Origin of the sequence: Acinetobacter sp. AL9 (assembly GCF_041464035.1) — a bacterium.
Classification (GTDB): Bacteria; Pseudomonadota; Gammaproteobacteria; order Pseudomonadales; family Moraxellaceae; genus Acinetobacter; species Acinetobacter towneri.
Map to the genome: position 1 here is coordinate 17,642 of NZ_JAYFSK010000010.1, position 12,526 is coordinate 30,167.

At 40.9% G+C, this 12,526-nt stretch carries 8 protein-coding genes and 1 pseudogene; 6 read left to right on the top strand and 3 right to left on the bottom strand.

All coding sequences use genetic code 11. The features are described 5' to 3' along the window. Window positions 1-631 precede the first annotated feature (631 nt). From tkt to ACEO2X_RS03830, 4 genes and pseudogenes are all read left to right on the top strand, one after another. Window positions 632-2,620, top strand: coding sequence for a transketolase (gene tkt / locus ACEO2X_RS03815; RefSeq protein ID WP_004976881.1), 1,989 nt, complete (start codon window positions 632-634; stop codon window positions 2,618-2,620). A gap of 152 nt (window positions 2,621-2,772) precedes the next feature. Then, window positions 2,773-2,988, top strand: a complete 216-nt coding sequence (locus ACEO2X_RS03820) for a hypothetical protein (RefSeq protein ID WP_004976879.1) — start codon at window positions 2,773-2,775, stop codon at window positions 2,986-2,988. Window positions 2,989-3,167: 179 nt separating this feature from the next. Next, window positions 3,168-3,653 (top strand): annotated as a pseudogene (locus tag ACEO2X_RS03825) (GNAT family N-acetyltransferase). 136 nt (window positions 3,654-3,789) lie between these two features. After that, a complete protein-coding gene (locus tag ACEO2X_RS03830) occupies window positions 3,790-4,374 on the top strand; it encodes a YceI family protein (protein ID WP_371971100.1) in 585 nt (194 codons plus the stop codon). 230 nt (window positions 4,375-4,604) lie between these two features. On the opposite strand, the gene ACEO2X_RS03835 is transcribed toward ACEO2X_RS03830, so the two are convergent. Beyond that, window positions 4,605-6,116 carry an aldehyde dehydrogenase family protein gene (locus ACEO2X_RS03835; protein WP_016658247.1) on the bottom strand — a complete coding sequence of 504 codons (1,512 nt, stop codon included), beginning with the start codon at window positions 6,114-6,116 and terminating at the stop codon, window positions 4,605-4,607. A gap of 244 nt (window positions 6,117-6,360) precedes the next feature. On the opposite strand from ACEO2X_RS03835, the gene ACEO2X_RS03840 reads away from it, so the two are divergent. Beyond that, window positions 6,361-7,542, top strand: coding sequence for a transcriptional regulator (locus ACEO2X_RS03840; RefSeq protein WP_371971101.1), 1,182 nt, complete (start codon window positions 6,361-6,363; stop codon window positions 7,540-7,542). A 64-nt stretch (window positions 7,543-7,606) separates the two neighbouring features. On the opposite strand, the gene ACEO2X_RS03845 is transcribed toward ACEO2X_RS03840, so the two are convergent. Both ACEO2X_RS03845 and ACEO2X_RS03850 read right to left on the bottom strand, forming a co-directional pair. Beyond that, window positions 7,607-8,602, bottom strand: a complete 996-nt coding sequence (locus tag ACEO2X_RS03845) for an alpha/beta hydrolase (protein ID WP_179993814.1) — start codon at window positions 8,600-8,602, stop codon at window positions 7,607-7,609. A 246-nt stretch (window positions 8,603-8,848) separates the two neighbouring features. Then, window positions 8,849-10,021, bottom strand: a complete 1,173-nt coding sequence (locus ACEO2X_RS03850) for an iron-containing alcohol dehydrogenase (RefSeq protein ID WP_019837403.1) — start codon at window positions 10,019-10,021, stop codon at window positions 8,849-8,851. Window positions 10,022-10,486: 465 nt separating this feature from the next. Between ACEO2X_RS03850 and ACEO2X_RS03855 the strand changes: the two genes are divergently transcribed. Then, window positions 10,487-12,490, top strand: a complete 2,004-nt coding sequence (locus ACEO2X_RS03855) for a hypothetical protein (RefSeq protein WP_371971102.1) — start codon at window positions 10,487-10,489, stop codon at window positions 12,488-12,490. The last annotated feature ends 36 nt before the right edge of the window (window positions 12,491-12,526 follow it).

Consider the following 12,526-nt stretch of genomic DNA (forward strand, 5'->3'; position numbering starts at 1 on the left):
TATCTTTAGCTAAAAAATAGATAAAGTATCGGTATGACTATATTGTGACTCAAAAATATTCATGTTGGCTAAAGTATGCTGTCATAATTTTAAACTAAGGAGCACCTTGTTTTTAAGTGGTGAATCATTTTTAAAAACAATATTGTAGATGGGTAATTTAAAGACTTTGAATTGACTTTATCTGCATCAAGCTGCATTTTCAAAAGCTGTTTTAAAATTTTGGACGATGGCTGTGATTCAATTTATTGTGTGAAAAGTGAATAAAATTCAAGATGTGTTAAAATCTGTCTATTATTTCTACAGAATACTGTTGTGTTTTAACTTGTTGCTAGGCATTTGATTGGAGTTGCTGCAAGAGCGACATCACAATTCCATCCTGCGTCTATAAATTGAAATATCTATACTTTAGAATTTTGCCAAGAATAGAGCTTAACACGGCAATTAGCTATTTTCTTGTTGTTATAAACGTGAAAACGTCTTTGAATTTGCACGAAAAATACCCTGAATGGGAATTAATGCGGAAATATTGTTGCATAGGCTTTACCCCTCAGGCGTTTTTTTGAGAGAATAGCGGCTGTTTTGAATTCTATTCATCTTCTTCTATTTAACGATTTTTTGTGGACTCTGACCTATGACGACCCCGCTTAACGAACGTCGTATTGCAAACGCAATTCGTGTATTGGCAATGGATGCTGTGCAAAAAGCAAATTCAGGACATCCAGGTGCACCGATGGGGATGGCAGATATTGCCGATGTGGTGTGGCGTGAATTTTTGAATCACAACCCAACCAATCCACAATGGGCAAACCGCGACCGTTTTGTATTGTCTAATGGTCATGGTTCAATGTTGCAATATGCGTTGTTGCATTTAACAGGTTATGATCTTTCAATCGAAGATTTAAAAGCGTTCCGTCAGTTACACTCTAAAACACCTGGCCACCCAGAATTGGGTTATGCACCAGGGATTGAAACCACCACTGGTCCACTCGGTCAGGGGATTGCCAATGCTGTTGGTTTTGCTTTAGCAGAAAAAACACTGGCTGCACAATTTAATAAAGAAGATATTCAGGTTGTAGACCATTTCACTTACTGTTTCTTGGGTGATGGTTGCTTAATGGAAGGTGTTTCACACGAAGCATGTTCATTGGCAGGTACTTTAGGTTTAGGCAAGCTGGTTGTTTATTATGATGACAACGGCATTTCTATTGATGGTGAAGTAGAAGGCTGGTTCTCTGACGATACCGAACAACGTTTCTTATCTTACGGCTGGCAAGTCTTAAAAGTTGATGGTCACGATGCCGATGCAATTCGTGCTGCAACGGTTGAAGCAAAAGCTGAAACGCAAAAACCGACTATTATTATTTGTAAAACTGTTATTGGTTTAGGTTCGCCAAACAAACAAGGTAAAGAAGACTGTCACGGTGCGCCATTAGGTCATGACGAAATTGCTTTGACGCGTCAAGCATTAGGCTGGACAGATGAAGCATTTGTTATTCCTGAAGATGTATATGCCGCTTGGGATGCTAAAGCGAAAGGTGCAGAAGCAGAAGCAGCATGGAATACAACTTTTGATGCCTATGCAGCAAAATATCCAACGGAAGCTGCAGAACTTAAACGCCGTTTAAGCGGTGAACTACCTGCAGAATTCATCGCGCAGGCAGATGCGTTTATTGCTGAAACCAATGCTAAAGCTGAAACTATTGCAACGCGTAAAGCCAGCCAAAATACTTTGCAAGCATTTGGCCCATTATTGCCTGAATTATTGGGTGGTTCTGCAGACTTGGCAGGTTCAAACTTAACCCTTTGGAAGGGTTGCCAAGGCGTTCAGGACAATGCAGCAGGGAACTACGTGCATTATGGCGTACGTGAGTTTGGTATGACTGCTATTGCAAATGGTGTAGCACTTCACGGTGGTTTCATTCCTTACGTTGCAACATTCTTAATGTTTATGGAATATGCGCGTAATGCCGTGCGTATGTCTGCATTAATGAAGCAACGTGTGATTCATGTGTATACCCACGACTCGATTGGTTTGGGTGAAGATGGTCCAACACACCAACCGATTGAACAAATTGCATCTTTACGTGGTACGCCAAACTTAAATACATGGCGTCCTGCAGATACCGTTGAAGCGGCTATTTCTTGGAAATCTGCATTAGTACGCAGCGAAGGTCCAACTGCTTTAATTTTCTCACGTCAAAACTTGCCATTCCAAACTCGTACTCAAGCGCAAATTGAGAACGTGGCAAAAGGTGGTTATGTCTTGGCTGAAGAAAAAGGTGAATTGAAAGCCATTATTATTGCAACAGGTTCAGAAGTGGGCTTGGCAATGGAAGCATACGCGCAGCTTGAAGGTGTACGTGTTGTGTCTATGCCGTGTGCAGAAGAATTTGTGAAGCAAGATGCAGCATATCGTGAAGCGGTATTGCCATCACATATTCGTGCACGTGTTGCGGTTGAAGCAGCGCATGTAGACTACTGGTGGAAGTTTGTCGGCTTAGACGGTAAAGTTATTGGTATGACAACTTATGGTGAATCTGCACCTGCAAAAGACTTGTATCAGTACTTTGGCATTACCACTGAAGCGGTTGTTGCTGCAGTAAAAGAATTAACAGCTTAATTTTTTAATCCAGTGTTTTTAAAGGCGTTCCTGTAAAGGGACGTCTTTTATTTTTGCATATTTGTTTGGTATTCGATGTGATGATCCAACAAATTTTGTCAGTGTAAGTCAGGTTTGTGAATAAACCTCTGTGTAATTGAGTGAGATGAGAAATGAGTTTGTACGAGCAAATTAATGATGAAGTCACTTTAATGGATGCGGGTGAGCAAAAGTGGATTGGACAAGATTTACCACTTGAAGCTATGGTGGCGGTAGAGTTGTTGTTACAGGATTTGGCTGAAGATCAGCAAATCAAAATTCGCCGTAAGAACCATGAAAAGCAATCAGGCTTAAAGCAAGTTGATCGTATTTTGATTGAGAAGCTTTAATCTATTGCGATGAATGCGGTGCATTAAATGGTGTATCGTCAAAAATAGCTTTATTCTATGCGTAGGGTAAAGCTTTTTTTATTGCTGAAAAATAGTTTATAAAATAGCCTAAGCATAATATGAATGATGCATAATCAATAAAATGATTCGATGCAAAAATAATCAGGCAATATCAAAGCATGCAGGCAACTATATTAGATCGTCAATTTAAGCACATCGACATTGTCGCGTTAAGTGAAATCCAATTTGAGCAATGGCAACCACTTTGGCAGGGTTATCAGCAATTTTATCAGGTGCAATTAAGTGATGAGGTTACGCAAAATACGTGGTCAAAACTAATTAATCCACACAGTACGCATATTTATGGTTTTGCTGCCGTATATCAAACTCAAGTTGTGGCAATTGTGCATGTAATTGAACATGACAGTTGTTGGACGCTTAAACCTTATGCCTATTTGCAAGATTTATATACCTTGCCTGAGTACAGAGGGATGGGAATTGCTCAGCAGCTTATTCAGCAGGTGAATCAAACAGCGCAACAGCGTGAATGTGATCGGGTATATTAGCTGACTCATGAAGATAATTTACAGGCACGGCAGTTGTATGATCGTGTCGCAAAAAGAACAGGTTTTATTCAATATCGCAGCCCTGCAACAGCGATGTAAAACGCGCATGCATATTTTTACAAATTTATCGTTTCAGTCATGCAACATACTGTTTTATCTTTAATCCTGTATTTGCAGCAAAAATCTATAAACTAAACCTCATTGAAACGTATCAACACTTTTAGAGATGAACAATATGAACATGAAATCAATTGCTTTAGGTTTGGCTATCGCGTCTGCAGCAACAATGACAATGGCTAAACCAGTGGCTTATCAAATTGACCCAATGCATACTGCTACTGTATTTACTTGGGATCACTTCGGTTTTTCTACGCCATCAGGTAACTTCTCAGACATTCAAGGTACTATCAACATTGATGAGAAAAAACCTGCTAACTCATCTGTGAATGTGACGATTCCATTAAGTAGCATCAACACCAACGTAAAAGCTTTAGATGAGCACTTAATGGCAGCAGATTGGTTTGATACAGCAAAATATCCAACCATTACTTTTAAAAGTACAAAAGTTGAAACTCAAGACAAGAAAAACTTTAAAATCACAGGTGATTTAACAGTTAAAGGTGTAACTAAGCCAGTGGTACTTGACGCAGTATTGAACAAACAAGGTCCACACCCAATGACTCAGGCAGCGACTGTTGGTTTTAATGCAACAACATCATTCAACCGTTCTGCATTTGGTATCGCAAGCTATGTACCAAACGTGGGTGATAAAATTACTGTTAACATCACTACTGAAGCAGCTGTAGCTGCAAAAAAATAAGCAGTTGTAATTTGATCAAAAAGCATCATTTTTTAAATGGTGCTTTTTTTATGTCTGTGATTTCATCTACATGACTTTGATGTTAGTAATTTTAGGTCTATGACTTGTAAATCTATGTAGATAAATGGCTTTTTCTGTTTTTCTTTTTGTCCATCTGTACATCCCAAATATAAAAAAATGCGAACCGAAGTTCGCATTTTCATTCATCATGTTGAGGTTAAAAGCTTAACTTAGAAGAAGCCTGCAGGTTTAGTTGAATAACTTACCAACAAGTTTTTGGTTTGTTGATAATGTTCTAACATCATCTTATGGTTTTCACGGCCAATACCTGACTTTTTATAACCACCGAAAGCTGCATGCGCAGGGTAAATGTGGTAACAGTTCGTCCAAACGCGACCCGCTTGAATAGCACGACCCGCACGGTAAGAAGTATGCGCAGAACGTGACCAAACACCTGCACCTAAACCGTAAATGGTGTCATTGGCAATTTTAATGGCTTCATCGAAGTCTTTAAATGTGGTCACAGACAGCACTGGGCCGAAAATTTCTTCTTGGAAAATTTTCATGTCGTTGGTGCCTTTGAAAATTGTCGGCTCAATATAGAAACCACTGCCAACTTCATGACGTTCACCACCACCTGTTAAGACTTGAGCACCTTCGGCACGACCTGTCGCAATACAACCCAAGATTTTGTCTTGTTGTTCTTGCGATGCCTGCGCACCAATCATCGTTTCAGTATCAAGCGGGTGACCTGTTTTAATACGTTTAACACGTTCGATGGCTTTTTCAAGGAAACGGTCAGCAATACTTTCCTGTACGAGCGCACGTGATGGACAAGTACAAATTTCACCCTGATTCAGCGCGAACATGGCAAAGCCCTCAAGCGCTTTATCTAGGTAGTCGTCATCTTGCGCCATAATATCTTCAAAGAAAATATTTGGAGATTTACCACCAAGTTCCAAAGTCACTGGAATGATGTTTTCAGTGGCATATTGCATGATCAACTGGCCAACTTGTGTTGAACCTGTGAATGCAATTTTGGCAATACGTGGATTGGTTGCCAATGGACGACCAACTTCTACGCCATACCCATTGACTACGTTTAATACGCCTGCAGGCAATAAATCTTGAATGAGTTCAACCAAAACTAAAATACTGGCAGGCGTTTGTTCTGCAGGTTTAAGCACAATACAGTTACCCGCAGCCAATGCAGGTGCAAGTTTCCATGTCGCCATTAAAATAGGGAAGTTCCATGGAATAATTTGTCCAACCACGCCCAAAGGCTCGTGGAAGTGGTAGGCAATGGTATCTTCATCAATTTCAGAAATTCCACCTTCCTGCGCACGGATACAGCCTGCGAAGTAGCGGAAATGGTCAATCGCTAAGGGAATATCGGCTGCTAATGTTTCACGAACAGGCTTACCATTATCCCAAGTTTCGGCAACTGCCAATAACTCTAGATTTTGTTCTAAACGATCTGCAATTTTTAACAAAATGTTAGAACGTGTTGTAGGAGATGAGCTGTTCCATTGCGCTTTGGCTTTATGGGCTGCATCTAAAGCCAGTTCAATGTCTTCTGCCGATGAACGTGGGACTTTGGTAAATACTTTGCCATCCACAGGAGAAATATTTTCAAAATATTCACCTTTTACAGGAGCGACCCACTCGCCACCAATAAAGTTTTCGTATTGTGCTTTAAATTGAACTTTTGAACCGGGTTGATTGGGATCTACGTAACGCATAATTCACTTCCTTTGATGGTTTTTTATAATCTGCCGTCTCTTTACAGTTTAGAACAATCCTATGTCTAAAATCAGGTTAAATTTACGGCTAAGGTATAAGGTACTTTGGTACGCTATTTGTTTAGCATACCAATATAAGGTTGGAAAAAGGTTGGAAAGTTGCAGATTTACAAGCAACGAACAAATCCTTACAAAAACAAGCAGTACATTGGATGTAATGCCCACAGGATTGTGAGAATCAGTCATGATGAAAAAACAAGACCTATTGGAAAAAAGACAGCATATTGAACAGTTTAGACAAAGAAGTAGTTTATCGCCGCTGCATGCGCAGCAAATTCAGCAGAGTATTTTAAATTCTTGGCAACGCTCTCAAATTGCGGAAATTCCTGTTGATCGGCTGGCAGCCCCGTTAAATTCTCGTTTATCGCATCCGCAAGGCGGTTCGGCTTTACAACGTGCTGTGCAAAACTGTGCAGAGGATTTAAGACATATCGCGCAGCAGTCCGACATGGTGGCAGCCGTGGGCGATGTGGGCAGTACGATTATTTGGACGGCAGCGAGCGCGCAAATGCGTAATGTGGCGGAACAGGTGCATTTTGTAGAGGGTGGGCAGTGGCGTGAAGAGTTGGTGGGTACCAATGCTTTGGCTTTGTCACTCAAAACTCAGCAAGCCAGTTGTGTGTTTTCCAGTGAACATTATATGTCATCGTTACATGACTGGGTTTGTTATGCCGCACCAATTTTAGACCCACATTCCAAACAAGTGTTGGGCGTGATTGATTTATCGACCACTTGGAAAAATCATAACAGTTTGGGTTTGTTGGCAGCAGAGCGCTGTGCTTCTTTAATTCAAAATGCGTTGCTGGAACAGCAAAAACAGCAGCTTTATATTCGCGCGTTTCGTGTGCCACAGGTGTTATTTAATGGCAAAGTGGTGGTGATGACACCGCGTCAAATTGAAATATTGGTGATTTTGGCACTTTGCCCACAAGGCATGAGTTTAGACACTTTACACCAAGCACTATATGGTGAGCGTAAAGTCAGCATGGGAACGCTAAAAGCTGAAATGTCGCAATTACGCGATATTTTAGGGGGGATGCTCGGCTCGCGTCCTTACCGAGTTTTGGCGCATATTGAAGCCGATTTTTTACAAGCTGAGCAGGCTTTAGATGCAGGTTATGTGCAGTCTGCCTTGCAAACGTGTGCAGGGGTATTTTTGGCGAAAACTGAAAGTCCATTTTTATGCGCATGGCGAGATTGTTTAGAATCACGCCTGAGTGATGCCATTTTTAATGCACAAGATACCGATGTATTGCTGAAACATTTGGCGCATAGCCCTGAAGCGATTGATGCGGTAGAGCGTTTAATTGAACTGATGCCAAAGCATCATCCTGCACATCAAATTTTATTAAAATACAAAGCCTAAATGACGAATCAAGTCTTTAGGCTTTCATTTCACTGTCCTTTAGTCTTACTGTTTTTTTTAGTTTTTACAGCCCTTTGCGGTTTAACCAGTCAAACAAAGACTGATACACTTCCGCGCGGACTTCTGGCGCAGAAAGCACCAAATCATGCACGCCATCTTCAATTTGGCAAAGCTGAATATCACCATGCATGTGATGCCCATATTTTTGCATATCCGCAACATCTAAAATTACGTCAGTACGTTGCGCAATCTCATTCCATTGGCGTGGATAACTACTTTGACTCGCATGCATAATTAAGGTTGGTACACCCAAATGCACACTGGCATGAATTTCTTTTTGTGCTTCATGAATTGCACGTACAAAACTTAATCGTACTTTAGGATAGCGTGGCTTTTTCCATTCTAAATTAAATAACCATTCACCATGATATTGCTTGTGTAGACTTGGTACATAAAATGGATTGAGGCGGCTTGGAAATTTCATTTCTGGCAGCAATTTGCCCAATTGGCTTAAGCGCGGAATACCGACTTTTTTCTCAATTTCGCTCATATTGAAATCATAAAAAGGGCTGTTGCACCATAAACCACGAATCAGTGGATGATTGGGATGATGTGCCACATATAACGTGGTGATTAATCCACCTGTTGAATGTCCCGCCAAAATCACTGAGTCATGTTCTTCTGCGGCAATTTGCTCAAGTGCAGCGGAAATTTCTGCATCATATTCAGACAAGCTGCGCACGTTGTACCAATGCTGATGTGACAAATGCGAACGCCCGTATTTGCGCAAATCTAAGGCATAAAAGTCGTAGCCGTGCTGATTAAACTGGTCTGCCATTTCTGTTTGAAAGAAATAGTCAATAAAACCATGAATATAAAGTACGGCTTTACGGGTTTCCTGTTCAGCTTTTTTGCGTACCAAGGTAGCAATCACTTTGCCTTCATAATCAGATGGAAAATCCAGCGTCATTTGTTGGTAATCTGCACCCAAAATATCAGGTTGATAGCTTGGTGTTGTTTTTTGTTTTTTGCTTAACAGCATAAGGTGTTCGTCATCCATTTTATTTTGACTATATCCTTGATGAGCTGTGCGCATTTGTCAAATTGAATTATGCAAACTCTCTGCATCTATAACGGTTTAATTTTATGCTGAGAGTTCATTTTGTTCTGAACAGCAAAAAAAGCAGAACGCATCTGAGATGGTTCTGCCAAAGGGAAGGATAAAAATAAAACAGCAACAGAGGAAAATTGAAAAAAGGATGGGAAATGCTGAGCAAATCGTGATTCACTCAGCAGGAGATTCAAATTACATCGCGGCTTTAAAAATTTCGACCACTTGTGCATGATTGGCTTTACGTGGGTTGGTGAGCATGCAGGCATCTTTTTGTGCATTTTCAGCCATAATCGCCAAGTCATCTTCTTTAACGCCTAACTCTGCTAAACCTGTTGGAATACCAATTGAGCTAGATAATTCACGAATTGCATCAATTGCCGCATAGGCGGCTTCTGTGGTAGTTAATCCATCAGTATTTACCCCCATCAGTTCTGCAATATCTGCATAACGCTCAGGGCAGGCAATCAGGTTAAATTCGCAAACATGTGGCAATAAAATTGCATTACATACACCGTGCGGCAAGTTATAGAAACCGCCGAGTTGATGCGCCATGGCATGAACATAACCTAGCGAGGCATTGTTAAATGCCATACCTGCTAAGTATTGCGCATAGCTCATGGCATCACGTGCTTCAATATTTTCACCATTTGCCACAGCAGGGCTGAGCCACTGGCTAATCATACGAATAGCTTTTTCCGCACAGGCATCGGTAATAGGATTGGCTGCAGTTGAAACGTAGGCTTCTACAGCGTGAGTTAAAGCATCCATGCCTGTTGCTGCGGTTAAACCTGCAGGTTTGGCAATCATGAGTTTTGGATCATCAATGGCGATGAGTGGTGTGCAGCGCCAATCGACAATTGCCATTTTAACGTGCGTGTCGGTATTGGTAATGATACAGAAACGGGTCATTTCCGATGCTGTACCTGCTGTGGTGTTAATGGCAATTAGTGGAGTCATTGGCACGGTACTTTTATCAATGCCTTCATAATCACGAATATGCCCACCACCTGCGGTAACTAAGCCAATGCCTTTGGCACAGTCGTGTGAAGAACCGCCACCTAAAGACACAATAAAGTCGCATTGATTGGTATTGTAGGCATCGACACCGTTATGTACGTTAATGTCGGTTGGATTTGGCTCTGCACCTGCAAAGATATGACTGGCAACGCCTGCTTCGGTGAGATAGCCTGCAATGGTGTCGGCAACGCCAAATTTAAACAGTCCTTCATCTGTCACAATCAGGGCTTTTTTAGCGCCTAAATTTTGTGCTCTTACGCCAATTTCTTTGGCACAACCAGGGCCGAAGAGAGACACACAAGGAATATAAAAACCGTTGGTTTGATCTGCAATATTTTTAAAAGCCATGCTCAGATTCCTTCTTGCATTGGGTATTGGAATAATGTGTTGTTATCGCGGTGTTGAACCGTGATTTGAGTATACAATGTATACAATGCTTTGTGGTGAAATCCTACCTACCAAACACCAACCCTATTTTCTGAGTAAATAATGCAAACTAATCAATTGAAATTTATTTGTTTTTTAATGGGTTTTTATTTTTTCTGAAGTTGTGCGCAGGCTATAGGCAAGGGCTTAAATCTTGTTTATAGTGTTTTTGTATCTCTAATTTTAAGGTGTAGATACCGTTCACATAAATTTCAGGTGTAATTCAATTAATAAGTGGCTTAAGCTCGATTGAAGAATTGTCCACTTTTTGCAGATGGAAATAAAAAACAAAAAATAGGGATGTATCACGTGATGGGTCTAGTCGGTGCAATCAAATAAAAATAAGATGACACTTAGATAGACCGCACTTAAGCATGAGGAGCGTATATGCAGCCAATTTGCCAGCATAGCCAGTTGCATGCCGTTGCACAGCAATTGGTTCGTATTTCCAGTGTGGCCGCAGAAATCTATCAAGATCAAATGGATTTGGTTGGACATTTTACAGCACAAAATTTGTTTCGGATCGATCCTTTGCAGCATCGGGTCGAATTGCTGAATGGTCTGTTTAGTCTTGAATTTTATCCGCCAAAATCGCATACAAATTTAATAGAAACTCACTTTGAATTTGCGGGGAAACAGCAAGAAGCATTTGAAGATTTTTTCTTACATGATCTGCATTTTTTGACTGGGGATTTAAAACCGCAGCATTCTTTATTTTTGCGTAATCAGGCGCAGCAATTGCGACAATTGATTCTGCAGCAAGTTTACCTGTGGGTAGATGGTGCAGCACGGGTTAAGCAATTGTTATTGCATTTAGATGCAATGCAGGCACAAATTTTAGATCAGGCATTAATGCAGGCAGACGATCAGTATCAACCAGTATTGACCAAATTTGTGCAGCAAGGGCAGCACATTCCTGAAGATGTTTTAACTAACTTATCGATGCTGTGTGCTTTGGAATTTGTAGAGGGTGAAACCTTTTTGCCAGTGCAAGCACTGATGCAAAGTTATGATGATTTTTGTTTTAGTGCGGCAGAATTTTTACCTAAAGCCATGCATCGTATTTTAAGTATTTCATTTCCTGAACGATTTAATTTGCAGGATTTAGTCGATCATCAGGATGATATTCGGTTGTTGTATCGACATGCCGAAGAACATGGGCATTTATTGGGTTTTGCGCGTTTAATGCACCGTGAGGTGTGGCAGCGTTCCGATGCTTTGGCGAAACCGCATTTTTTAAAATCTTGCCCTTTAATTTGGCAAAAGAAAGTCGCCAAACTGCCGTTATTTGATTATCCACGTGCGGTGAATTGGCTGTTTAAACAGTCTGCACAAGTGTTGGATTGGCTTAGTTTAAATATTCATCATACCAGTGTGCGGGTGGCAGTGACTGCGCTCAGTTTTGTCGATTGTAGTCAGGCACATCCACGGATTATTTTGGCAACTTTGCAATATTTTCAATATTCAGCCGCACGTATGTTCATTCAAAGCTGTAATGTATATGCGACACAGCAAGCGTGGTTCGCACATGCGCATAATGTCAGTTTAATGCCGCATGGCGAAAAACAATCGTTGGATGATCCGCGGGTTGCCATTAGTCCTTCTATTTTGTATTTGGATGAATGGATGACTTTGCTGAAAACCGTGGCACAACACGATGAGCATTTGGTCAAGCATGTATTTCGGCGTTTAAGTCGTGTCATGCAAAGTTATATGTTGTATTTACAGCAGATCACCCAAGATTTACCGACAGCTTTGTTGGACTATATTCAGTCTGATAGTCAGCAGCAACGTGACTTTTATACGGTATTGCAGCGTTATCAGATTCAGCCTGATGATTTTCGGCAGCGTTTTTATTTACGTGCGCACAATACACGCGTTTCAGTATTTGACAGTTATGTGCGTGACTATTTACTGGAGTATTTTGCAGCGCATACGCATATTCCAAAAAGTTTGAGTTGGTTGGGGTTGTTTCATCAAGCGGTGCATTGGCATCAACAAGTGTATAAAGCAGAGCTATTTGCCAAACTGAAAAAAGAAATTCCATGTAGCACATGGCAGGCGAAAAGCCCGCAGCAAATATTGTATTTTTCGGGTTGGTGTTTTGAAGAACTGACCGATTTAGACCGTATTATTGAAGAATCGAAAAACTTTAAACACTGTTTGGCACTGAGCTATGCCAAAGCCATGAGTGAAGGACAATATGTGGCATTTCACATGGCATCGCCACATTATGCGCAGCAATTGACCATGGGCTGTCACTTTCGGAATGGGCAACTTGAGTTTGATCAATTGGAATATCCAAATAATCAAAAAGCGGAACAATTGTTGGTTACTATCGCAGCGCAGTTTATTGCATGGCTGAATCCACAATTACCATCAAAGTCATAAGTTACAAGTCATAAGACAACTGTTGTCGTATTCACG

Excerpts from the sequence above, each read along its gene's own strand:
- tkt (WP_004976881.1), top strand. The coding sequence starts at position 632 with ATGACGACCCCGCTTAACGAACGTCGTATTGCAAACGCAATTCGTGTA.
- ACEO2X_RS03820 (WP_004976879.1), top strand. The coding sequence starts at position 2,773 with ATGAGTTTGTACGAGCAAATTAATGATGAAGTCACTTTAATGGATGCG.
- ACEO2X_RS03830 (WP_371971100.1), top strand. The coding sequence starts at position 3,790 with ATGAACATGAAATCAATTGCTTTAGGTTTGGCTATCGCGTCTGCAGCA.
- ACEO2X_RS03835 (WP_016658247.1), bottom strand. The coding sequence starts at position 6,116 with ATGCGTTACGTAGATCCCAATCAACCCGGTTCAAAAGTTCAATTTAAA.
- ACEO2X_RS03840 (WP_371971101.1), top strand. The coding sequence starts at position 6,361 with ATGATGAAAAAACAAGACCTATTGGAAAAAAGACAGCATATTGAACAG.
- ACEO2X_RS03845 (WP_179993814.1), bottom strand. The coding sequence starts at position 8,602 with ATGGATGACGAACACCTTATGCTGTTAAGCAAAAAACAAAAAACAACA.
- ACEO2X_RS03850 (WP_019837403.1), bottom strand. The coding sequence starts at position 10,021 with ATGGCTTTTAAAAATATTGCAGATCAAACCAACGGTTTTTATATTCCT.
- ACEO2X_RS03855 (WP_371971102.1), top strand. The coding sequence starts at position 10,487 with ATGCAGCCAATTTGCCAGCATAGCCAGTTGCATGCCGTTGCACAGCAA.